This is a genomic window from Pseudidiomarina mangrovi, assembly GCF_003999375.1.
Classification (GTDB): domain Bacteria; phylum Pseudomonadota; class Gammaproteobacteria; order Enterobacterales; family Alteromonadaceae; genus Pseudidiomarina; species Pseudidiomarina mangrovi.
On the sequence record NZ_RJLC01000010.1, the window covers coordinates 326,526 to 347,783 of the forward strand.

The window sequence follows — 21,258 nt, forward strand, 5'->3', positions numbered from 1 at the left end:
TTAGATTAACCAATTGGCTTATAGCGGATACGATGCGGATCCATGGCATGCTCGCCATGGGTTTTCTTCATGTAGGCTTCGTAATCGGTATAGTTACCTTCATAGAAATTCACCTGACCTTCATCGCGGTAATCCAGAATGTGTGTGGCTACGCGGTCGAGGAACCAGCGATCGTGCGAGATGATCATGGCTGAGCCGGGGAATTCCAAAATTGCCTCTTCCAGCGCCCGCAGAGTTTCTACGTCTAGATCATTGGTCGGTTCGTCAAGTAACAGCACGTTGCCACCCGCTTTTAATAGCTTGGCCAAATGCACACGGTTACGCTCACCACCGGATAACTCACCAATATGCTTCTGCTGATCGTTACCGCGGAAGTTAAAGCGCCCAACATATGCACGGCTGTTGATTTCAAAGTTACCGATGCGCAGCATATCTTGGCCGTCGGAGATCTCCTGCCACACGGTATTGCTGTTGGTCATGCTGTCACGGAACTGATCAACGCTGGCCAGTTTGACGGTGTCACCGACGGTGATGGTGCCGCTGTCTGGCTGTTCTTGTCCACTAATCATACGGAATAGGGTGGATTTACCCGCACCATTGGGGCCAATGATGCCGACAATAGCACCCTTGGGTAAGCTGAAACTCAAGTTATCAATCAATAAACGCTTATCGTAAGACTTACGCAAGTTACTGACTTCAATCACCTTATCACCTAGGCGTGGGCCAGGTGGAATAAACAGTTCATTGGTTTCATTACGCTTTTGATAATCGCTGTTTTGCAGCTCTTCAAAGCGTGACATGCGTGCTTTGGATTTCGCTTGGCGACCTTTCGGGTTCTGCCGTACCCATTCTAATTCTTGCTTGATGCTGCGCTGACGGGCTTTTTCAGATTTCTCTTCTTGCTCTAAGCGCGCTTCTTTTTGCTCCAACCATGAGGAATAGTTGCCTTCCCACGGAATACCATGGCCACGGTCAAGTTCTAAGATCCAGCCCGCCACGTTATCAAGGAAATAACGGTCGTGGGTGATTGCCACTACGGTGCCTTCATAGTCATGCAAGAAGCGCTCTAACCAGGCCACTGACTCGGCATCTAAGTGGTTAGTTGGTTCATCGAGTAATAACATGTCGGGTTTGCTTAACAACAAGCGGCAAATGGCCACGCGGCGGCGCTCACCACCCGATAGCTTGGCAATTTTCGCATCCCAAGGCGGCAGGCGCAGTGAGTCTGCGGCGCGCTCTAACATGTTGTCGAGGTTATGCCCGTCTTTGGCTTGAATCACCGCTTCGAGTTGCCCTTGGCGTTTGGCCAGCGCATCAAAGTCGGCGTCTTCTTCGGCATAGGCGGCGTAGACTTGGTCGAGTTCAGTGAGGGCGTTTTTGACATCGGCAACGGCTTCTTCAACCACTTCACGCACGGTCTTTTGCTCATCCAGCTGCGGTTCTTGCGGCAAATAGCCAATTTGAATACCAGCCAGTGGCCGTGCTTCACCTTCAATTTCTTTATCAAGGCCAGCCATGATGCGCAACAGCGTCGATTTACCTGAGCCATTTAAGCCGAGTACGCCAATTTTAGCACCCGGGAAAAATGACAAAGAAATGTCTTTTAAAATAGTGCGTTTGGGCGGGACAACTTTCGAAACCCGCATCATTGAATAGATATATTGTGCCATGGCAGCGACTGTTCCTCAGTGAACAAAAATTCAGGCCGCTATTTTAACCCTGAAGTTGGCGTGAACCCAAGTATATTGGTAAACTAGCGGCACAATTTTGTGGAGGAACCCTGATGTTGAAACGTGATATGACCATTGCTGCTTACGATGCGGATTTATGGCAAGCCATGCAAGACGAAGTACAGCGCCAAGAAGAGCATATTGAGCTGATTGCTTCAGAGAACTATACCAGTCCGCGGGTATTACAAGCGCAAGGGTCGCAGCTGACTAACAAGTACGCTGAAGGGTATCCACACAAGCGTTATTACGGCGGTTGTGAGTACGTTGACAAAGTTGAAGACCTCGCTATTGAGCGCGCCAAGCAATTATTCGGTGCTAAATATGCCAACGTACAACCGCATGCTGGTTCACAAGCCAACGCAGCGGTATTTTTGGCATTGCTGAATCATGGCGACACGGTATTAGGCATGAGCTTGGCTCATGGCGGTCACTTAACGCACGGTTCTAGCGTTAACTTCTCAGGTAAAAACTACAACCCAATTCAATATGGTCTGGACGAGAGCACTGGCGAAATTGATTATGCTGAAGTAGCGCGCCTAGCCCGCGAGCACAAGCCGAAAATGATTGTCGCCGGTTTCTCTGCTTATTCGGGTATTGTTGATTGGGCCAAATTCCGCCAAATCGCTGACGAAGTCGGTGCTTACTTGTTGGTCGATATGGCCCATGTCGCAGGATTAGTCGCCGCTGGTTTATATCCTAACCCAGTGCCTTTTGCCGATGTAGTCACCACCACCACCCATAAAACCTTAGCTGGCCCGCGCAGTGGCTTGATCTTGTCAGGCAAAGATGACGAAGCACTGCACAAAAAACTTAACAGTGGGGTATTCCCCGGCAGCCAAGGTGGCCCGTTGTGTCACGTTATTGCCGCTAAAGCGGTGGCCTTCAAAGAAGCCATGGAGCCAGAGTTTAAGGCTTATCAGCAGCAAGTATTGGATAACGCCAATGCCATGGTGCGGGTGATGCAGTCACGCGGCTACAAGATCGTTTCGGGCGGCACCAAAAACCACCTGTTTTTGGTCGATTTAATTGATAAAGACATCACCGGTAAAGACGCCGATGCTGCTCTTGGTCGGGCTTTTATCACCGTCAACAAGAACTCGGTACCGAATGACCCACGCTCACCGTTCGTGACCTCTGGCTTACGCCTAGGTACCCCGGCTATTACTCGCCGCGGCTTTAAAGTAGCCGAAGCAGAGCAAGTCGCAAACTGGATCTGTGATGTGTTAGACGAGCTCGGAAACGAGGCAGTTGAAGCGCACGTCCGTGAGCAGGTGAAAGCTCTGTGTAAGCGTTTTCCGGTATACGGTTAAGCGGTTAAGGAGGCAGCGATGCATTGTCCGTTTTGTGAAGCACAAGATACCAAGGTGATCGACTCGCGTTTGGTGGCGGATGGCGCATCGGTGCGGCGGCGGCGAGAATGCGCCGATTGCGGGGAGCGCTTTACCACCTTTGAAATGGCGGAACTGATTATGCCGCGGGTGATTAAATCGGACGGCACCCGTGAACCATTTAATGAAGATAAACTGCGCAATGGATTGCTGCGCGCCCTAGAAAAGCGGCCGGTGGGTATTGAGGCCATTGAACAGGCCATTAACCAAGTCAAAGCGTCGCTGCGGGCAACCGGTGAGCGTGAAGTGACCAGCCAGTTTATTGGTGGGTTGGTGATGGAGCAGCTGAAGAGTTTAGATAAAGTAGCCTACATTCGCTTTGCGTCGGTGTATCGTGCATTCACCGATATTCGCGAATTTGGCGAAGAAATTGCCCGCCTCAATGACTAGCCACAATGACGAATAGCGATCACGCCTACATGAGTCGTGCCTTGCAGCTTGCTGCACAGGCACGCTTCAGTGCCGCGCCGAATCCCATGGTCGGCTGTGTGATTGTCAAACAGCAGCAGGTGATAGGTGAAGGCTGGCATCGACGCCCCGGTGGCCATCATGCCGAAGTATTTGCGCTACAGCAGGCGGGTAGTGACGCCCATGGAGCTACTGCCTATGTGACCCTTGAACCCTGTAGCCATTTTGGCCGCACACCGCCGTGTGCCAATGCCTTGATTGCAGCTGGCATAGGCAAAGTGGTGGTGGCTATGCAAGACCCTAACCCATTGGTGGCGGGAAGCGGCATAGCCCGCTTACGCGCAGCGGGTATTGAGGTTGAGGTGGGGCTGTTGGCGGCTGAGGCCGAGCAGCTCAATCGTGGTTTTGTCAGCCGTATGCGGCGTAACCGACCGTATCTACAAGTTAAATTAGCCGCTAGTTTAGATGGTGCCACCGCTTTGGCTAACGGCGCCAGTAAGTGGATCACCGGCACCGCAGCACGTATTGATGTTCATCAACACCGCGCTGCCAGCCAAGCCATCTTATCCACTGCACAAACCGTGCTGCGTGATGATGCGCAGTTAACAGTACGTATTGAAAGCCCCGATGAAGCATTGCCGCAGCCACTGCGTGTGGTGCTTGACCGCCGCGCGCAAGTCACCCCAGATAGCGCCTTGGTACGGGCGTTTGGTGGCCCCATACTGTTGGTGTATGGCGAGCAAGCCGAGCCGGTGGCGCAGCAGTGGCCGGCTCATGTGCGCAGCATAACCTTGCCAGAAACCAAGCAAGGGCTTGATTTGAACCAATTAATGACCCATTTAGCGGTGCAGGAACAGATCAATACGGTGTGGACCGAATGTGGTGCCACCCTGGCAGGGCAATTGATTCAACAGCAACTAGCCGATGAACTGATCGTTTATCTGGCGCCGAAACTATTAGGTGCGCAAGCACAGCCATTATTGGCGTTACCGGCGCTGACTGAGCTTAACCAAGCAACACAGCTACGCTTTACTGAGCTAGAGCTAGTGGGCGACGACGTTCGTCTAACCGCTGTGATTGATTATTCTAATTATGTCAACCAGCCGTAATCGGCAACAGGAGCCTTAGGTCGTGACTACATTGCACAGTGCAGCCGAGATTATCGAGGACATTCGTCAGGGTAAGATGGTCATTCTGATGGACGATGAAGATCGCGAAAATGAGGGCGATCTGATTATGGCCGCAGAATGTGTGACTCCGGCGGCGATTAATTTTATGGCGCGTTATGGGCGCGGTTTGATTTGCTTAACCTTGACCGAAGAGCGTTGCGCACAATTACGCCTACCGCTGATGGTGGATCAAAATTCGTCACCTTACGCGACCAATTTCACCGTATCCATTGAGGCGGCCACTGGCGTCACCACGGGTATTTCTGCAGCTGACCGAGCGCGCACTGTGCAGGTGGCTGTAGCTGCCGATGCCAAACCCAGCGATTTAGTCATGCCGGGTCATATTTTTCCGCTGAAAGCTAAACCGGGTGGGGTACTTAACCGTGCTGGGCATACTGAAGCAGGCTGCGATTTAGCGCGTTTGGCGGGCTATGAACCAGCGGCGGTGATTGTTGAAATACTCAACGAAGACGGCAGCATGGCGCGGCGTCCAGACTTAGAGAAATTTGCGGCTGAACATGACCTGAAAATTGGCACTATTGCTGATCTGATTGAGTATCGCTCACTCAAAGAGAAAACCGTGGTGCAGTGCGGCCATTGTCAGTTGCCAACGGCTTATGGCAATTTCGAGCTATATACCTACCAAGACACTATCGATAAGCAAGTGCATTACGCGCTGGTAAATGGGGCAATTGAGGATGGTCAAACGGTTAACGTGCGGGTGCATTTGCAAGATACCTTTAACGACTTGTTTGCCACTGACCGCGCCGCTAAGCGCAGCTGGCCGCTGCCGCATGCAATGAGTTATATCGGTACCCATGGCGGTGTTCTGGTGGTGATTGGTCGGCAACAAAGCCCAGCCGATATTTTGGAACTGGTGAGTAATTTTGCCGAGCAAGATCGCGGCGAGAGCAAGCCCACTGCGGCGGCATCGAATGCGTCTCGTAACGTTGGTATTGGTTCACAAATTTTGGCTGATTTGGGCGTTCATGACATGCGCTTGATGAGTTCACCAAAACGTTATTCGGCGCTGTCTGGTTTCGGCTTAGAAGTGGTCGATTTTATTGAAGATCCGCAACAACCTGACGAGCGCTAAGCGAGCTTAGCTAAGTTGCTGCCAGAGCAGCTGATTGGCGCTGGCAGTCAAGCCGAGTTGGGCGCTTTGACGCGCCACAAAGCCATTTAAAAAGTCAATTTCTGTACGTCTGCCGGCGCGCACATCACTCAACATCGACGAGCGATTGGCGGCTGTGCGCGTGGCTACATCCATCGCGGCGGTGACTAATTGTTCGGGGAGCAAATCAATACCATCAAGTCGACCTGCCAGAGCACTAATTTCACCGGCTAATTGCAGCATTTCTGCCTCTAAACCTAAGCCGAGCAACTCACCATTCAGACAGTTATGGATCACCGTGAACGGGTTGATGAGACAATTAATGGCAAGCTTTTGCCAGCGTTGGCGCTGAATTTCGGGCTGCCAGTGGCATGGTGGTAAGGCGGCGCTCAGCGTTGTAATAAGCTCTGCTGGTACTGGTTTAAGCTGAGGTTGTTGCCAGCCTAGCCAACTCTCTCCAGCGCCGGCATGCACGAGCTGCTGAGCGTCCCGATAAGCGCCATGAGTGGTCACCCAGTGCAAGCAGTTAGGCGGTAGCCGCTGTGCCTCGTTATCGAGCATACCATTGTAACTCAGCAGCAATTGGTGCTGTGTGGGCAGCTCAGCAAGTTGCTTGAGTAGCGCGTCGAGCTGATAGGCTTTCACCGCCGCGACCACGGTGCTGGGCTGTTGGCTACACAGTAATTCAGCTGGGGTGATAGCGCTGAACTGATAACATTGCTGATCAAGCCAACGTGGTTCAGCCGGCGCATTGGCGCGGGTTAGAACAGCCACAGTTTGCTGCTGTTGCTGGAGTTTAACCGCCAGCAACGAGCCTAGTGCGCCTTGCCCGACAATCACCCAGTTCATCGCTTTAAGTCATCCTGATAGGCTTGTTCAAGGCGTGTCAGAGGTTTCCGCAAAGCAAACAAAATCAGTAAACTGGGGATTACCATCAAGGCAGTCACCACAAAGAAGGTTTGCCAATCGCCTTCGAGCCAATCCACCATAATGCCGGAGTATGACGAGAGTAGGGTACGCCCCAAATTACCCAGCGAGGCTAATAAGGCGTATTGCGTGGCAGTAAAAGTGCGGCTGCAGAGCATACTAATAAAAGCCACAAAGGCTACTGTTGACCAGGCGCTGGTGAAGCCGTCCACCAGTACTGTCGCCAGCAGCAGCTGGGTACTTGGGCCGGTCACAGCAATCCAAGCAAACATCAAGTTACTGGCCGCCATTGCCACTCCACCGGTGAGTAGGCCGCGGACAATACCCATACGCAAGTTTACAAAACTGCCGAGCATGGCAAAGATAATGGTCACCCACCAGGTAACCAGTTTGGGATATAAGCCAATGTCGTCGTTACTAAATCCAATTTCTTTGTAGAACACAATCGACATACGCCCCAAAAAGGCTTCACCGATTTTGAATAAAAATATAAACGCCAGCATTCCCACCGCGAGCTTCCAGCCGCTGCGTTTAAAAAATTCGGTTATAGGGTCAATGGCACTGGCTTTTAGCCAATCTTGCCAACGACTAAATTGCAGCTGCACAGCACTGTAGCGGGTGGGTTCGCGAGTGAGAATGACCACCAGAAGCTGCACCGCAAGCACACCACTGAGGAGTAGATACGCGTCTTGCCATTGCCAACTGGTACCATTGACTAAAAAGAACGGAATAGCGCCCAGGCCACTGTAACCGGTCCACCAACCGGCGGTAGCCATGGCAGCGCCAGCTGACTGCAAACGGGCTTCGTGAGCGGCAAAACTCTCAATGCGAAAGGCATCAATGGCGATATCTTGTGTGGCTGAAAACAGTGCAATCAATACTGCGATCAATGCCACTGTCCACAAGTCATTGGCCAAATCAATCTGACTGAGTGAGGCTGTCAGCAGCATAATTACCGTGGCACATAACACCAGCCAACTGCGGCGCTGGCCAAATAATCTAAAAAGCAGTGGTATCTTCAGCCGCTCAACCAGCGGCGACCATAAGAAGTTAACCGAGTAAGCGGCAAAAACCGCGGCAAACAGACCAATTTCACTACGCGAAACACCGGCTTCTTGCATCCAGGCTGATAGCACTGAGCTAATTAATACCCATGGGAAGCCACTCATGATGCCAAAAGCAAAGATGATCCACACCCGAGGCTCGGTGTAGACACGTAAATCCTCTGACCAACTTGGTTTGCTCACCGTGGGTTACTGCGGCGGTAATACATCAATGCGAATCAGCACTGGTGGTTCGATCGGTACATCAGGATATCCGGTGATATCATGGTAGGGTGTAGTGGCTAATGCCGCCATGTTTTGTAACACCTCGTCACCTTCAACCACCCAGCCAAACACCGCATAACCCCAGCGTCTGCTGCTGGGGTCGAGCGACGCATTATCGGCAACATTAAAATAGAACTGCCGCGTGGCACTGTGTGGGTCACTGCTGCGTGCCATAGCTATGGTGCCACGCACGTTGGCTAGGCCGTTACCCGATTCGTTCACCACCGGTGGGCGCTCAGGCTTTAAATTAAAGTCTTTGTCGAAGCCGCCACCTTGCACCACAAATTCAGGGATAATGCGGTGGAACACGGTGTTGTCGTAGCTACCAATCTCAACATATTGCAGGAAGTTTGCTACCGTAAGCGGTGCTTTGAGGCGATTGAGCTCGACCACAATGTCACCCATGCTAGTGACCATGCGCACACGTGGAAATGGATTATTGGGCTGAATTTCAGCCTGTGCAGCGGGCATAGCTAGGCAGCTAACAACAAGCACAACGAGTAGAGACGCTAAACGCATAAAATCCTCTCAATAATGACTATCAATCGCTATCAACGGCGCGCGGATAGCACCACAAATTTAGGGTTTGAAGCAACCACCGTAACGCCGCCAAATAATCGCTCGAGCACCAGATGATAAGCCAAGTGACGGTTCGCTACCACTCTCAATTCACCGCCGTAGCGCAGCACGCGTTTGCTATCACGGAACATTTGTTGGGCGATGTGGGTGGTAATGGCATGCTCTTGATGAAACGGTGGATTGCAGAGAATCAGGTCAGCGCTAGCATCAGCTTGTTGGCTCAAACAATCATCGACATGACACTGATAGTGCGCGCTTGCACCTAGATTTAGGGTAATATTATGCTGACATGAGGCCACGGCCAGATAAGATTCATCGACCCAAAGTACTTCGCTTTGCGGCGACAGTTGCGCATAACGCAAACCCAATACACCGTTGCCACAACCCAAATCGATCACCTGTTCGGCTCCGGCTGCTGGCAGGTTGTCTAATAATAACCGAGCGCCGATATCCAGTTGCTTGCGGGCAAACACACCGGCATATTGGCAGAGCTGCAACGGATAGGCTGGGTCGTGCCAGCAGGTCATCGGCGCAGGAGTTGCTGCTGCACTGGCCAATGGCCGCAGTTGCGCGCTAAGCACTCGGGCTTTCTTTTCAATCAGTGATACCGACACCTGGTCACAATACTGCTCAAATAAGGCCCGAATAGCTGGGGTAAATAGCTTAGATTTAGCCGCCGCAAATAGTTGTATAGGCTGGCTCAGTGAGGCGGCAATCTGCTGTAGTTGAAACTGCAGTAGGCTGCTACTTTTCGGTAATTTCAACACTACTAAATCAACCCCAGCAGGAACCGTATCAAGCCCAGTGATAGGCACGATTTCTGTGGCTAACTGGTTGATTTTAAGATTGTGTTGCCAGCCACAGGTACTAATGTAAGAATCGCTCATGGCGATAATACGCGGCTGCTGACAGGCGACCGCAAGGGCACCGAACTGATCATTGACCAGCAGTGGTAACTGACTGCTGTGAGCAGCCATGCGCTGGTGCAGCAATACGTCACCACTATCCCATGCTTGTAATGGATCATGACTACGCAATGGATAACGCTGCAGGCGCCAGTGTCCAGCAGCGGAAGATAAATAGTCAGCGGGTAATTCGTGCGCAGCCACAGCAAGTCCTTATTTAAAGCAGCGATTGGTCGGATATTTCGCTGCGAAACATTCGTGCTATGATAACCAAAAATGCACCGTGACTATAGGTTCAATAACGTGAAAATATACGCAGAAATTACTGGGTGGGGTAAATGTTTACCACCCGCCATTATGACCAACGACGATTTAGCGACTTTCTTGGAAACCTCGGACGAGTGGATTGAAACTCGTACCGGTATCAAAGAGCGCCGCGTTAGTCACGTCGGAACCTCGCACCTTGCTACCATTGCTGCACTGAATGCTTTAGCCGCTGCTGATGTTGACCCCAACGATTTAGATCTCATTTTGGTCGGCACTTGTACCGCTGATGAAATCATTCCCAATGTGGCGTCAGCAGTACAACAACGCATAGGCGCTAAGTACGCAGCCGCGTTTGATCTGAACGCTGCCTGCAGTAGCTTTTTGTATGGTATGCACTACGCCACGCAAGCCATTCGTACCGGTGCGCACAAAAAAGTACTGATCATTGGCGCCGAGCGCTTAACCCGCATTCTCGATTGGACCAAGCGCGAGAGCGCGGTGTTATTTGGCGATGGCGCCGGTGCCATGGTGCTTGAAGCCAGTGAAACCGAATGCGGTTTACTGGCATCACACGTGACCTGTGATGCTGATGCACGTGACGTTTTGGCGTTAGAATTTGGCTTAAGTTTTGATCGCTTTGGTTTTGACGGCATCATGCCGTTCAACTTTGTTGGCCAAGAGATCTTCAAACGTGCAGTGAAGGGCATGAACATTGCGATTGAAAAGGTGTTCGCCGAAACTGGGCTATCTACCGATGACATTGACTCGCTGATACCCCATCAAGCTAACAAGCGCTTAATCGACTATCTCGCCAAAATGTGCAATGTACCCGAAGACAAAACCTTTATTAACATTCAAAAATATGGCAATACCTCGTCAGCTACCTTGCCGATTGCCTTCTGCGAAGCGGTGGAGCAGGGCATGGTGAAGCCGGGTGATACCATCGTGTCGGCGGTATTTGGTGGCGGCTTGACCTGTGGTGCCGGAATTATCAAATGGGGCCAACGGATTACCCCGAAGCGCGATAATAACTTACAACTGGAAAGTAATGGGCAGTCGGCACTCGATCTCATTTTGCCGTTGCATCTCAATACCAAAGCAGCGTGGGAAAAACGTCAGCATGACTGAACATGTCAAAGTAGAAGTGCGTGATCAGGTGTTGTGGTTAACACTGCAACGCACGGAAAAAAAGAACGCGTTAACGCAAGCAATGTACCGCACGCTGAGCCATGAATTACAGTTGGCTGAGCGTGATGCAGATATCGCTGCGGTAGTCATCACCGGTAGTGGCGATAGCTTTACCTCAGGTAACGATTTGCATGATTTTCTGGCTATAGAAGAACTTGATGATAGCGCACCACCGTTTGAGTTTCTCTATACCTTAAGCCGCTTAACAGTACCTGTGGTGGCCGGTGTGAATGGCATGGCGATTGGTATTGGCACCACTATATTACTGCATTGTGACTTGGTGTACGCGGCGGATACCGCGGTGTTTGCGCTACCATTTATCAATTTAGGCTTAGTGCCTGAAGCAGCCTCCAGTCTCTTATTACCGCAGGCTTGTGGCTATCTGGCTGCAGCTGAAATGCTGTTGTTGGGCGAACCCATTGATGCGGCCACGGCGTTGCAGTATCGCTTAGTCAATAAATTGGTAGCTGCGGATCAATTGCACAGCACCTTGCAATCGGTAGCGGCTAAGTTAGCCAGCAAGCCGCGGGCTGGACTGCGAGCTGCCAAAGCATTAATGAAAGAAAACTTGGAGCCAGTGGCAGACCGTATTGAACGTGAAGCGGAAATATTCGCCAAGGCGTTGCATTCACCAGCGGCTAAAGCGGCTATTGCGGCGCGGTTACAGAAAAAGTAAGCCAGCTTACCTTGCGGGTGCTAGTCCTTTCATGGATAATGCGCCCCGTTATGGTGACCTCATTGGTCCCCTCGCAACATGAACTGGCGAACCCGGTCAGGCCCGGAAGGGAGCAGCCGTAGTTAGGGATATGTGTGCCGGGGTGTGGCTGGTGAGGTCGCCACCAATTTTGGAGAAATCCATGGCCAAGAACATTGCGCCGGTTTATTACGGCGACTACCTCAAGCTCGATACTCTGCTTAGTGCCCAACAACCTCACAGCCCGCGTTATGGCGAAGAAGCTCATGATGAAATGCTTTTCATCATTGTGCATCAAGTGTATGAGCTGTGGTTTAAGCAAGTACTTCATGAACTGCGTGCTATTCACCGTGAATTTCAACAACCAACCCTCGATGATAAAGGCTTGTACCTAGTTGCCCATCGCTTGCGCAGGGTGCTGACGATTCAAGATTTGATGAACGATCAAGTGGGGGTGATTGAAACCATGACCCCACAAGAGTTCCTCGAATTCCGTGATTATCTGGTGCCAGCGTCAGGCTTTCAGAGTATCCAATTTAAAGAGCTGGAAATTATTCTTGGTTTGCATCGTGATAAGCGCATTGCTTTTGACCAATCCTCATTTTTTAACCGCTTAAATGAGCATGATCGCAATTATCTCGAGCAACTCGAGCAGCAGCCGAGTTTGTTTGATTTGGTCGACAAATGGCTTGCGCGTATGCCGTTTATGCAGGTTGAAGATTTTAGCTTTTGGCAGGTTTATCAAAGCGCTGTGGAACAAGCCCTGGATCAGGATGAAGCGATTATTCGCGCCAATAATTTTGCAACGGAGCAATTAGCCACAGAATTAGCTGGCATTCAAAGCAATCGTGATAATTTTCATGCATTGTTTGATGGCAATGCTTATCAGCAGTTGCAACAGGATGGTCGTGTGCGGTTGTCGCAGCAAGCGATGTTATCAGCATTGTTCATCACCCAATATCGCGAAGAGCCGGCCTTTAACTTGGCCTGGCAAGTCATTACAGCGCTTGCTGAAATGGATGAGAAATTAACCATATGGCGGTATAAACACGCCATGATGGTACAGCGTATGCTAGGAACTAAAATAGGCACCGGTGGTTCGTCGGGGCATGATTATTTGCGCCGCACTACCGAGCAAAACCGGGTGTTTAAAGACTTTTTCTCGATGGCGACGTACTTACTGCCGAAGAGTGCCTTACCGCAGTTACCGCAACAAGTTCAGCGCGCCTTGGGATTCTATCGAGCAGCGAGCGAAGGTCCGCCAAAATAGAACAGGGCACGATGTAAAGCATTCATTTGCTGACTTAAGCGCTCCGCTAGCCATAACTGGTCAGCACTGTCACTAGCCACGCGTAACCGGTGTAGGTTGCGCTCTATCTCATTGACATAATCCAGCGGTAGTTGTGCCGATGGATGAAACAATGATGCATCAAACCAATCTTGAAAATCATGCTCATTAATAGCGAGCTGCTGCACCTGGTCACGCAACTTGTCTAATTCTTGTTGAAGCCGCGTCAGCAGTGAATTTGATAGACTCATGCAAAGCTCTTCCCTGATGGTGATAAGTTGCCTAATTTTACGGTAATTCGAATCATTGTCGACTAATATTGAACTTTGTGCTGTTGTATTGATCAAATGCTTATGTGGGATTTATGGAATTTTATGCAGAACTGTTAAGTAAAAGTAATGATCCTTGAATATTGATTCTATCTTGCGTTCAGGGCTTTGCGGCTGTTGACAGCTACGCCCAGATCGTGGGAATATCGGGTCATTATTGCCACTTATTTATCTAGTGGTAATACTGCAAGTGTTGATTAAACTCTTTTCGTCACTCAAATAACTCGGAAGCTGGCGGCATGTCGCCGTTATGCTAGAAGGTTAAGTCAAATTGGTTGGGAACTATGACCAAAGTAATCAATAAAAGCAAAGTCGCAGCAGCTATAATAGGTTTGTTTGCGATTGCCGGCAGCGCCACAGTTGCCGCACAATCTGTACCTGAACTACAAAGTGAAGGTCAACGCACAACTGCGGCTGATGTTCGTTCACAAGCTAAAATTGATAGCCTGTACGAGCAAGGTCAAGAGTTGTTATTCCAATATCGCGGCGTTATTGACGAGTATGAAAACCTGAAAGTCTATAACGATCACGTCCAGCGTCTGGTCGATGACCAGAATGCTTCTTTGGCTTCGTTACAGCGTCAGATCGACGGTATCGAAGGGACCAAGCAGGGCGTGGTGCCATTAATGTACAAAATGATCGACTCACTCGAGCAGTTCATTGAGTTGGACATTCCAATTCATAAAGAACGCCGCTTAGAGCGCGTCGCTGGTTTGCGTGACATTATGGAAGAAGCCAACATCACCGATTCAGAGCGTTTCCGTCAAATCATCGAAACCTATCAGGCAGAGATGGATTACGGCGCCGGCTTGATCGCGTATGAAGGTAAGTTGCAATTTCAAGGTGAGCAAATTTCGGTAGACTTTTTCCACCTTGGTCGCGTTGCCTTAATGGCGCAATCACTCGACCTTAAAAATGGTTGGATTTACAACAATGAAACCAACGAGTGGGAAGCTTTAGGTGATGAATATCTGAGCTCGCTGACTAAAGCGATCCGGATGGCGCGTAAGCAAACTGCTCCTGATTTGATCAGATTGCCAATTTATGCAGCGGAGCGTGCACAATGAAACATTTCGTGAAATCTGCCCTGATCGCAGTGGCATTAACTCTGTCAACAGGCGCTGCTTTCTCTGCAAGTGCACAACAAGCCCAATCACTAGACCAATTACTTGAGCTAGTGAAGCAGAACCGCGCCGCATCGCAAAAAATCAATGCTGAACGTGAAGCCGAGTTCACTCGCGCTACTGCTAATCAGCAAGCTTTGTTAAACCGTGCACAAAAACAACTGTCTGACGAGCAAGCTCGTGGCCGTCGTTTACAAACTCAGTTCGCTGAGAACGAAATTGCATTGGCGAACAAAGAGCAAGAACTTGAAAACGCAAAAGGTACTTTAGGCGAAATCTTCGGTGTAATCCGTGGTGCAGCCAGCGACTCAATCGGTCGTATTGCTACCTCTATCGTTAGTTCACAGTATCCTGGTCGTGAAAAAGTATTGGAAAGCCTTGCTGAAGCGCAAGAACTTCCAACTATCGCAGAACTTGAAGATCTGTGGATTGCCTTGTTAACTGAAATGCGCGAGTCAGGCCGTGTTGTTACCTTCCCAGCGACAGTAACCCTGTTAGATGGTAGCAGTGAGCAACGTGATGTGACGCGTATCGGTGTATTCAACCTGATTGCTGGTGGTGAATACTTCCGTTTCAATGACACTGCAAACGAGATTCAACCACTTGGCCGTCAGCCTGAAGGCTTTGTACTGTCAACTGTTGAGGCTTTTGAAAGCACTGAATCTGGTTACGAAGGTCTGTATATTGACCCAGCTCGTGGCCAAATCTTAGGCTTAGCAACTCAGAAAGCTACTTTGGAAGAGCGTTATCACCAAGGTGGCACCGTAGGTTACGTGATCACTGTTGCGTTAATCGTTGGTTTCCTGATTGCTCTCTACAAACTCGTTACCTTAAGCATTGAAGGCACCAAGATGCGTGCGCAGCTGAAAAATACTGCCAATCCATCATCTGGTAACGCCTTAGGCCGTATCTTGAAAGTGTATCAAGAGAACCAAAATGCTGACGTAGAAAACCTAGAACTGAAACTTGATGAAGCTATCTTGCGTGAAACACCACGTATTGACGCGGGTGTAAACATCATCAAGATCTTGGCTGCTATTGCACCATTATTAGGTCTTTTAGGTACAGTTGTAGGTATGATCGGTACGTTCCAATCAATCACCTTGTTTGGTACCGGTGATCCGAAAATCATGGCGGGTGACATCTCAATGGCGTTGGTAACGACTGCCTTGGGTCTGATCGCGGCATTGCCATTGATTCTGATTCACGCAGTGGTAGCAGGTCGTGCGAAGAGCATCGTCCATGTGCTCGATGAGCAAGCTGCAGGTATCGTCGCCGCTCACGCGGAGAAGAAGGGGTAATCGTATGATCTACCTGATGGAACTCTGGGAATCTATCAGGGATTTCTTGGCTACCGGTGGCGACGTCTTGTACGTCGTCATGGGAGCGCTCTTTCTCATGTGGGTACTCATGATAGAGCGTTATTGGTTCCTAGCGGGTGTATTTCCAAAGATTAAGCGCGATATTATCGCCTCTTGGGATGCTCGCGAGGACACCACCTCCTGGTATGCTCATAAGATCCGTGATGCATGGATTTCTGAAGCTGATGAAAAGCTTACAGCTCGCATTCTGTTAATCAAAACATGCGTGGCTATTTGTCCGCTAATTGGTTTGCTCGGTACCGTAACCGGTATGATTTCAGTATTCGAAATCATGGCAGTACAAGGTACTGGTAACCCACGATTGATGGCATCGGGTATCTCGATGGCAACAATTCCGACTATGGCGGGCATGGTTGCGGCTTTGTCGGGGATGTTTTTTGCGACGCGCCTAGAAGCTCGTGTTAAACGCGCTAAACATCAGTTGATTGATAGTCTGCCACACCATTAAGAGAGAAGAATTATGGCACGTAAACGTATTCGTGAAGATGAAGATGCAGCGATCGACATGACACCGATGCTCGACATCGTATTCATTATGTTGATCTTCTTCATCGTAACCACCTCGTTTGTAAAAGAGGCGGGTATCGACGTGAACAAACCAGACGCTAGCCAGGCCACCAAAAAGCCATCGGCTAACATCTTCATCGCTATCCGTGCAAACGGCGAGGTGTGGATGGACAAGCGTATGGTCGATGTAGAGCGGGTAGGCGCTAACATTGAACGTCTGTTAGCCGAACAGCCAACCGATATGGTCGTGATTCAAGCTGACAAAGAAGCCAAACATGGCGTTGTCGTACAAGTCATGGATCAAATCAAGGAAGCGGGTATTGAGAAAATATCCATAGCCGCAGAGGACGATTAATATGGTGCGCTTCATAGTAGCATTACTATTAGGTGCCGCTGCCACGTTCCTGTTGTTTGCCTTTATGGCATTCTTGATCAGTGGCGGTGACGGTCGGGCCGATGGCCCGCCGGAATCGGCACCGATCGAATTGGTGACCACACCACCGGAGTCAGATACTGAGCGACGCCGTCGGGTACCACCAACACCACCAACGCCACCGGAGCAACCGCCGGAGACGCCACCGAATGAGCCTGATCAAGCGGATGATTCGCTACAGTTTGATCCTGGTTTTGAAATCGATGTCGGCGGCACTGACACTGGTTTTAGTACTGGTGGCTTGATGACTGATGGTGATGCAACACCTATCGTGCGTATCAACCCGCGCTATCCGCCAGAAGCGGCTCGTGATGGCATCAATGGTTGGGTATTATTGCGCTTTACCATCGATGAAACTGGCGGTGTAACAGACGTAGAAGTGATTGATTCAAATCCACGTCGTACTTTCGATCAAGAAGCGCGTCGTGCGCTGCTGCGTTGGAAGTACAAGCCGAAGATTATTGATGGAAAAGCAGTGGCTCAGCCAGGCATGACGGTTCAGTTGGACTTCAACTTGGATGATCAGGGGTAAGTTATGATGCACAACAAACTTATTGCTTTCGCAACAGCGAGCGTATTGTGCTTGGGCTTATCGCTCACGTCAGTGAGCGTGCAAGCGCAAGACATTAATTACACGTTGCCAACTGCGGAAACCATCCAAAAGCAGAAAGACTCGCGTCGTAATATTGCCGTTTCAGATCGTGTAGGTCGTCGTATCATGGGTGCTTTTGAGCTGTACAGCGAAAAAGAAGACATCAAGGGTGCAATTGCCGAACTGCTTGAAGCGCAACCGCGCGAAGCGTTTGATACGGCTTATGTGAATCGCTTTTTGGGCAACTTATATGCCGCCGACGAGCAGTTCGAAAAAGCTCTTGAGTTGGTGAAAAGTGCCGCAGATGCCGATGTACTCGGGTGGACAGACCAAGCTGGTGCGTTGAAATTGACCGCTGACTTAAGTCTTCAACTTGAACGCTATCAACAGGCTCTGACGTATTACGGTAAGTGGCTGCAGTTTACTGGCGAGTATGATCCAGAAGTATTTTTACGTATTGCGAATATTTATTATGAGCAGAAAAAATACGACATGATCATCAAACCAGCTGATATGGCTATTCAGTACTACGAAGAAGTCAACAAGAACCCGTATGTATTGAAAGTTGCCTCGTATTACGAGCGTAAAATGTACTCTGACGCGATTAAAGTGTTAGAAACAGGCTTAGGTGTGTTACCGACCGAGAAAGCTTGGTGGAACCAACTAGGTATGATGTACATGCTTGAAGAGCGTATCGACAAAGCCTTACAGACACTTGAGATTGCTTATTTAGCAGGCTATTTAGATCGCGATAGTCAATATCGTGCGTTGGCACAGCTTTATTCGAACAACGAAGTTCCATACAAAGCTGCAAAAACCACCATGAAGCATTTGACCAGTGGTGATATCGAGAAGACTGCGCGTAACTTCCAAGGTGCTGCCAGTAACTTTGAAGCTGCCAAAGAGTACCAACAAGCTGCATTAGCTTATGGTATGGCGGCAGAGTTGGAGTCAAGTGCTGAAGGCAAAGCGGCTCAGTATCGTCGCCAAGGCAATGCTTATATTCGTGCTCAACAGTACGATAAGGCAGTGCAGTCTTTCCACAAGGCGCTTGATAACGGTATTGAAGAAGAAGGCCCAGTGTTGATTGCTTTGTCAGAGGCTTATTTTTACTCACGTAATTATGCTGAAGCATTGAAATACAATTTACAGGCGCAGAAATTCGATAACCAACGTCGTAGTGCCCGGACTTGGGAAGCTTACATAAAACGTACTGCGGAAAACCGTGGTGTAAAACTGTAAGATCTGAGCTGGTTAAAGATTGAGAAAACCCCGCTTTGGCGGGGTTTTTTATTGGCAACTTACCTGCTAAATTAGGGTCCTATATACACGAGGTTCAGTTACCAGGAGTGGGCATTATGAATACCATGAAAAAATCAACGCAATTAGCGCTAGGCGCTCTGTTAGCCAGCGCAGTGACTTTACCAATGGCACAAGCCAATCCATTTGGTTACACCGAATTACCCGGTGGCTATCAACAAGCTGAGCAAGTCAAAGAACAAAAAACTGAGCCGCCGAAAGAGCATAAGTGTGGTGAAGGGAAGTGCGGCGAAGGCAAGTGTGGTGAGGATCATCGCGCTGAAATGAAGAAGAAAAAAGCCGATGCTAAAGCAGCTAAGAAAGATGAAAAAGCTGAAGAGCACAAATGTGGCGAAGGTAAGTGCGGTGAGGGCAAGTGCGGCGGAGCGTAGGTCTCGGTTTACGACGCGAGTTTTTGGCTGATGTGGTTACACAGCAGCCCAACGTCGGCTTTTGGGAAATCGCCCCAGAAAATTGGATCCCACGTGGTAATACAGCGTATCGGCAATTAGACCAGTTGCGCGAGTGTTACCCGTTGACCTGCCATGGATTATCGTTGTCGATTGCTAGCCCTGATCCGCTCAACGAGAACTTTGTGCTTGAAGTAAAGCGCTTTCTTGACCGCTTTCACATTGAGCTATATAGCGAGCATTTAAGCTATTGCTCGGCGCAAGGGCAGCTCTATGATTTACTACCTATTCCTTTTACCGAGGCGGCGGCTAGCTATACTGCGCAACGCATCAAACGCGTTCAAGAACTGTTAGAACGGCCGCTGGTACTCGAAAATATCTCCTATTATGCGGCGCCTGGGCAACAACTCAGTGAGCTGACGTTTATTCGTCAGGTGTTAGATGAGGCTGATTGTAAGCTGCTGCTCGATGTCAACAATGTCTACGTCAACAGTATTAATCATGGCTACGATGCCAAGCAGTTTATTGCTGGTTTGCCGTCTGAGCGAATTGTTTATGGACATATCGCCGGTCATAGTGAAGAAGCCCCCGATCTTTTAGTGGATACCCATGGTGCTGATGTGCGTGATGAAGTATGGCAGTTGTTAGATTACGCGTACCAGCAGCATGGGGTGTTTGATACCGTTCTCGAGCGTGATTTTAATATTCCACCCTTGGCTCAATTGCTGCACGAGGCAGAACAAATTGATGGTGCCCAGCAGCGCGTTAATGGTGGTTGTTGAGCATGACTGATTTTAAGGCTGTGCAGGAAGAATTTGCCCGCTGGTTACGCAATCCTGATGATAACAACACGCCCAATGGTATCGAAGCGCGCCGTATGGCGGTTTATCGCCGCCTCGTCCGCAACAATATATTTAGCTTTCTAAGTACTGGTTTTCCGGTTTTAAAAAAATTATTAAGTCAGCAACAATGGCAGCAATTAGTGGATGAATTTGTTGCCAAACACGCTGCGCAATCGCCGTACTTTAGCGATATGGGGCGTGAGTTTGTTGATTTCTTGGCGGTGTATTTCAGTTCACGCAATAGCGATAACGCCGACTTTCCTGAATTTACCTATGAACTTGCTTTCTATGAGCGCATGGAAGTCGACGCGCAATTTGCCGTGCTTGATGACGATATTGAGTCACTTGAGCAAGCGCAGGCAACCGCGTTAGTCGGACAATGGCGCTGGCGACTCAATGCCAGCGTACAGGTGGCGCAGTTTAAGCACCCAGTGGCTTGGTTGGGTAGTGGTCATCAGCGGGAACCTTTGTTACCTGAGGCGGTCAATAACAGTGGTTTTATCTTGATGGTTTATCGGCATCCACAGCGCAATAGCGTCGAGTTTATGCAATTGCAGCCAATGACTGCCTTGGTAATCAGTAGCTTACAGCAGCAGCCGCAGGGGCAAAGCTTAGCGCAGTTGCAGCAGCAATTACAGCAGTGGTTGCCGCAGCTCGATAACGCCACGATTAACCAAGGTGTCGCGCAATTATGTATAGATTTTATCCACCGAGGTGTGTTGTTACAGGCACCTTAATGGAGTATGATCCGCGCCGAAAAATTCTGTCAGGTATGATGTAGCCAGAAACAGTAATCGGAGTAGTTAAGATGTCACACGATGAAGAATTTCGCGATAGTTCGGGTAAAGGGTTTGGCGTGCTAGCGGTGGTGGTGTTTGTCGGCATTCCGATTCTTCCAGCCGTATTATCCTGGATCAAATTACTTACCAATTGAGGAATCTCAATGGCCCTACAGTTACTGCTGGTTGAGGATAAGCCAGCAACACGAGCGGCATTACTGACTGTTTTACAGCAATCAGAGTTTCGTGTTACCTGCGCCAATGATGGCTTAGATGGCCTAAACCACGCTAAACAAATCACCTTTGATGTGATTATTGTCGATCACAAAATGCCACTCATGGACGGCGTAACGCTATGCCGTAATCTGCGCGACCTCAGTGCTTACAAGCAAACCCCTATCGTGTTATTAACCACGCAAGAGATCAGTCAGGTTGAGCCGCTGGCACGTAAAGCCGGCGCCGATTTGTGTCTATCCAAACCCGTTGATGGTGAGCGCTTGTTACGCTTATTAAGTGACTTAAGCGCAACGCAAACACTATACCCTGTGAGCGATTTGCGGTAACGTACAGGCATTA

The 21,258-nt window shown here is 49.6% G+C and carries 24 protein-coding genes and 1 other RNA gene; 19 read left to right on the forward strand and 6 right to left on the reverse strand.

The window, feature by feature from the left end:
- Positions 1-5: 5 nt before the first annotated feature.
- The gene (ettA, locus tag EFO84_RS04705; RefSeq protein ID WP_127346901.1) at positions 6-1,670 is read right to left on the reverse strand and encodes an energy-dependent translational throttle protein EttA; all 1,665 of its coding nucleotides are present in this window, start codon (positions 1,668-1,670) and stop codon (positions 6-8) included.
- 113 nt (positions 1,671-1,783) lie between these two features.
- Here ettA and glyA point away from each other — a divergent pair, with 113 nt between their 5' ends.
- The 4 genes from glyA to ribBA are packed head-to-tail and all read left to right on the forward strand — an operon-like array spanning position 1,784 to position 5,791.
- Positions 1,784-3,040: a serine hydroxymethyltransferase gene (gene glyA, locus EFO84_RS04710; RefSeq protein WP_127346902.1), complete on the forward strand. Its 1,257-nt coding sequence runs from the start codon at positions 1,784-1,786 to the stop codon at positions 3,038-3,040.
- Between the two features lie 18 nt (positions 3,041-3,058).
- A complete protein-coding gene (gene nrdR / locus EFO84_RS04715) occupies positions 3,059-3,508 on the forward strand; it encodes a transcriptional regulator NrdR (protein ID WP_127346903.1) in 450 nt (149 codons plus the stop codon).
- A 5-nt stretch (positions 3,509-3,513) separates the two neighbouring features.
- Positions 3,514-4,635 (forward strand): bifunctional diaminohydroxyphosphoribosylaminopyrimidine deaminase/5-amino-6-(5-phosphoribosylamino)uracil reductase RibD, encoded by a 1,122-nt coding sequence (gene ribD, locus EFO84_RS04720; RefSeq protein ID WP_127346904.1) that lies wholly within the window; start codon positions 3,514-3,516, stop codon positions 4,633-4,635.
- A gap of 22 nt (positions 4,636-4,657) precedes the next feature.
- Positions 4,658-5,791 (forward strand): bifunctional 3,4-dihydroxy-2-butanone-4-phosphate synthase/GTP cyclohydrolase II, encoded by a 1,134-nt coding sequence (gene ribBA, locus EFO84_RS04725; protein WP_127346905.1) that lies wholly within the window; start codon positions 4,658-4,660, stop codon positions 5,789-5,791.
- 6 nt (positions 5,792-5,797) lie between these two features.
- Here the strand turns inward: ribBA and EFO84_RS04730 are convergent, their stop codons facing one another.
- The 4 genes from EFO84_RS04730 to EFO84_RS04745 all read right to left on the reverse strand — a co-directional run bounded on the left by EFO84_RS04730 (position 5,798) and on the right by EFO84_RS04745 (position 9,752).
- Positions 5,798-6,658 (reverse strand): ketopantoate reductase family protein, encoded by an 861-nt coding sequence (locus EFO84_RS04730; protein WP_127346906.1) that lies wholly within the window; start codon positions 6,656-6,658, stop codon positions 5,798-5,800.
- A complete protein-coding gene (locus EFO84_RS04735) occupies positions 6,655-7,905 on the reverse strand; it encodes an AmpG family muropeptide MFS transporter (protein WP_431355318.1) in 1,251 nt (416 codons plus the stop codon). Before EFO84_RS04735 ends, EFO84_RS04730 begins: the two co-directional genes overlap by 4 nt.
- A gap of 84 nt (positions 7,906-7,989) precedes the next feature.
- Positions 7,990-8,535, reverse strand: coding sequence for a peptidylprolyl isomerase (locus EFO84_RS04740; protein WP_127346908.1), 546 nt, complete (start codon positions 8,533-8,535; stop codon positions 7,990-7,992).
- Between the two features lie 80 nt (positions 8,536-8,615).
- On the reverse strand, positions 8,616-9,752 hold the full coding sequence (locus tag EFO84_RS04745) for a class I SAM-dependent methyltransferase (RefSeq protein WP_127346909.1): 1,137 nt from the start codon (positions 9,750-9,752) through the stop codon (positions 8,616-8,618).
- 72 nt (positions 9,753-9,824) lie between these two features.
- Here EFO84_RS04745 and EFO84_RS04750 point away from each other — a divergent pair, with 72 nt between their 5' ends.
- The 4 genes from EFO84_RS04750 to EFO84_RS04765 all read left to right on the forward strand — a co-directional run bounded on the left by EFO84_RS04750 (position 9,825) and on the right by EFO84_RS04765 (position 12,967).
- Positions 9,825-10,943 carry a ketoacyl-ACP synthase III gene (locus EFO84_RS04750; RefSeq protein WP_205701942.1) on the forward strand — a complete coding sequence of 373 codons (1,119 nt, stop codon included), beginning with the start codon at positions 9,825-9,827 and terminating at the stop codon, positions 10,941-10,943.
- Complete coding sequence (locus EFO84_RS04755; protein WP_127346911.1) at positions 10,936-11,679, forward strand: enoyl-CoA hydratase-related protein; 744 nt, start codon at positions 10,936-10,938, stop codon at positions 11,677-11,679. Before EFO84_RS04750 ends, EFO84_RS04755 begins: the two co-directional genes overlap by 8 nt.
- Before the next feature lie 60 nt (positions 11,680-11,739).
- Positions 11,740-11,836, forward strand: an RNA gene (ffs, locus tag EFO84_RS04760) — signal recognition particle sRNA small type.
- A gap of 24 nt (positions 11,837-11,860) precedes the next feature.
- The gene (locus EFO84_RS04765; protein ID WP_127346912.1) at positions 11,861-12,967 is read left to right on the forward strand and encodes a tryptophan 2,3-dioxygenase family protein; all 1,107 of its coding nucleotides are present in this window, start codon (positions 11,861-11,863) and stop codon (positions 12,965-12,967) included.
- On the opposite strand, the gene priC is transcribed toward EFO84_RS04765, so the two are convergent.
- Positions 12,934-13,236: a primosomal replication protein PriC gene (priC, locus tag EFO84_RS04770; RefSeq protein WP_127346913.1), complete on the reverse strand. Its 303-nt coding sequence runs from the start codon at positions 13,234-13,236 to the stop codon at positions 12,934-12,936. The two genes, EFO84_RS04765 and priC, sit on opposite strands and share 34 nt — an antisense overlap.
- 362 nt (positions 13,237-13,598) lie before the next feature.
- Between priC and EFO84_RS04775 the strand changes: the two genes are divergently transcribed.
- The 11 genes from EFO84_RS04775 (at position 13,599) to EFO84_RS04820 (ending at position 21,245) form a co-directional block, all read left to right on the forward strand.
- Positions 13,599-14,381, forward strand: a complete 783-nt coding sequence (locus EFO84_RS04775) for a DUF3450 domain-containing protein (RefSeq protein WP_127346914.1) — start codon at positions 13,599-13,601, stop codon at positions 14,379-14,381.
- Positions 14,378-15,739: a MotA/TolQ/ExbB proton channel family protein gene (locus EFO84_RS04780; protein WP_127346915.1), complete on the forward strand. Its 1,362-nt coding sequence runs from the start codon at positions 14,378-14,380 to the stop codon at positions 15,737-15,739. Before EFO84_RS04775 ends, EFO84_RS04780 begins: the two co-directional genes overlap by 4 nt.
- A gap of 4 nt (positions 15,740-15,743) precedes the next feature.
- Positions 15,744-16,268 (forward strand): MotA/TolQ/ExbB proton channel family protein, encoded by a 525-nt coding sequence (locus EFO84_RS04785; RefSeq protein WP_127346916.1) that lies wholly within the window; start codon positions 15,744-15,746, stop codon positions 16,266-16,268.
- 12 nt (positions 16,269-16,280) lie between these two features.
- A complete protein-coding gene (locus EFO84_RS04790; RefSeq protein ID WP_127346917.1) occupies positions 16,281-16,682 on the forward strand; it encodes an ExbD/TolR family protein in 402 nt (133 codons plus the stop codon).
- Between the two features lies 1 nt (position 16,683).
- Entirely contained in the window at positions 16,684-17,292 is a 609-nt protein-coding gene (locus EFO84_RS04795) for an energy transducer TonB (protein WP_127346918.1), read from the forward strand.
- A 3-nt stretch (positions 17,293-17,295) separates the two neighbouring features.
- On the forward strand, positions 17,296-18,594 hold the full coding sequence (locus tag EFO84_RS04800) for a tetratricopeptide repeat protein (RefSeq protein ID WP_240642643.1): 1,299 nt from the start codon (positions 17,296-17,298) through the stop codon (positions 18,592-18,594).
- Between the two features lie 116 nt (positions 18,595-18,710).
- Positions 18,711-19,043 carry a hypothetical protein gene (locus EFO84_RS04805; RefSeq protein WP_127346919.1) on the forward strand — a complete coding sequence of 111 codons (333 nt, stop codon included), beginning with the start codon at positions 18,711-18,713 and terminating at the stop codon, positions 19,041-19,043.
- Positions 19,028-19,843 (forward strand): HvfB family MNIO-type RiPP peptide maturase, encoded by an 816-nt coding sequence (locus EFO84_RS04810; protein WP_127346920.1) that lies wholly within the window; start codon positions 19,028-19,030, stop codon positions 19,841-19,843. Before EFO84_RS04805 ends, EFO84_RS04810 begins: the two co-directional genes overlap by 16 nt.
- A gap of 2 nt (positions 19,844-19,845) precedes the next feature.
- On the forward strand, positions 19,846-20,640 hold the full coding sequence (locus tag EFO84_RS04815) for an HvfC family RiPP maturation protein (RefSeq protein WP_127346921.1): 795 nt from the start codon (positions 19,846-19,848) through the stop codon (positions 20,638-20,640).
- A gap of 71 nt (positions 20,641-20,711) precedes the next feature.
- Complete coding sequence (locus EFO84_RS11870; protein ID WP_276317313.1) at positions 20,712-20,837, forward strand: hypothetical protein; 126 nt, start codon at positions 20,712-20,714, stop codon at positions 20,835-20,837.
- A 9-nt stretch (positions 20,838-20,846) separates the two neighbouring features.
- The gene (locus EFO84_RS04820) at positions 20,847-21,245 is read left to right on the forward strand and encodes a response regulator (protein WP_127346922.1); all 399 of its coding nucleotides are present in this window, start codon (positions 20,847-20,849) and stop codon (positions 21,243-21,245) included.
- Positions 21,246-21,258 lie beyond the last annotated feature (13 nt).

What these genes read in the sequence shown, in the direction of transcription:
- ettA (WP_127346901.1), bottom strand. Translation starts at nt 1,670, where the DNA reads ATGGCACAATATATCTATTCAATGATGCGGGTTTCGAAAGTTGTCCCG.
- glyA (WP_127346902.1), top strand. Translation starts at nt 1,784, where the DNA reads ATGTTGAAACGTGATATGACCATTGCTGCTTACGATGCGGATTTATGG.
- nrdR (WP_127346903.1), top strand. Translation starts at nt 3,059, where the DNA reads ATGCATTGTCCGTTTTGTGAAGCACAAGATACCAAGGTGATCGACTCG.
- ribD (WP_127346904.1), top strand. Translation starts at nt 3,514, where the DNA reads ATGACGAATAGCGATCACGCCTACATGAGTCGTGCCTTGCAGCTTGCT.
- EFO84_RS04730 (WP_127346906.1), bottom strand. Translation starts at nt 6,658, where the DNA reads ATGAACTGGGTGATTGTCGGGCAAGGCGCACTAGGCTCGTTGCTGGCG.
- EFO84_RS04735 (WP_431355318.1), bottom strand. Translation starts at nt 7,905, where the DNA reads ATGAGTGGCTTCCCATGGGTATTAATTAGCTCAGTGCTATCAGCCTGG.
- EFO84_RS04740 (WP_127346908.1), bottom strand. Translation starts at nt 8,535, where the DNA reads ATGCCCGCTGCACAGGCTGAAATTCAGCCCAATAATCCATTTCCACGT.
- EFO84_RS04750 (WP_205701942.1), top strand. Translation starts at nt 9,825, where the DNA reads ATGCACCGTGACTATAGGTTCAATAACGTGAAAATATACGCAGAAATT.
- EFO84_RS04755 (WP_127346911.1), top strand. Translation starts at nt 10,936, where the DNA reads ATGACTGAACATGTCAAAGTAGAAGTGCGTGATCAGGTGTTGTGGTTA.
- EFO84_RS04765 (WP_127346912.1), top strand. Translation starts at nt 11,861, where the DNA reads ATGGCCAAGAACATTGCGCCGGTTTATTACGGCGACTACCTCAAGCTC.
- priC (WP_127346913.1), bottom strand. Translation starts at nt 13,236, where the DNA reads ATGAGTCTATCAAATTCACTGCTGACGCGGCTTCAACAAGAATTAGAC.
- EFO84_RS04775 (WP_127346914.1), top strand. Translation starts at nt 13,599, where the DNA reads ATGACCAAAGTAATCAATAAAAGCAAAGTCGCAGCAGCTATAATAGGT.
- EFO84_RS04780 (WP_127346915.1), top strand. Translation starts at nt 14,378, where the DNA reads ATGAAACATTTCGTGAAATCTGCCCTGATCGCAGTGGCATTAACTCTG.
- EFO84_RS04785 (WP_127346916.1), top strand. Translation starts at nt 15,744, where the DNA reads ATGATCTACCTGATGGAACTCTGGGAATCTATCAGGGATTTCTTGGCT.
- EFO84_RS04790 (WP_127346917.1), top strand. Translation starts at nt 16,281, where the DNA reads ATGGCACGTAAACGTATTCGTGAAGATGAAGATGCAGCGATCGACATG.
- EFO84_RS04795 (WP_127346918.1), top strand. Translation starts at nt 16,684, where the DNA reads ATGGTGCGCTTCATAGTAGCATTACTATTAGGTGCCGCTGCCACGTTC.
- EFO84_RS04800 (WP_240642643.1), top strand. Translation starts at nt 17,296, where the DNA reads ATGATGCACAACAAACTTATTGCTTTCGCAACAGCGAGCGTATTGTGC.
- EFO84_RS04805 (WP_127346919.1), top strand. Translation starts at nt 18,711, where the DNA reads ATGAATACCATGAAAAAATCAACGCAATTAGCGCTAGGCGCTCTGTTA.
- EFO84_RS04815 (WP_127346921.1), top strand. Translation starts at nt 19,846, where the DNA reads ATGACTGATTTTAAGGCTGTGCAGGAAGAATTTGCCCGCTGGTTACGC.
- EFO84_RS11870 (WP_276317313.1), top strand. Translation starts at nt 20,712, where the DNA reads ATGTCACACGATGAAGAATTTCGCGATAGTTCGGGTAAAGGGTTTGGC.
- EFO84_RS04820 (WP_127346922.1), top strand. Translation starts at nt 20,847, where the DNA reads ATGGCCCTACAGTTACTGCTGGTTGAGGATAAGCCAGCAACACGAGCG.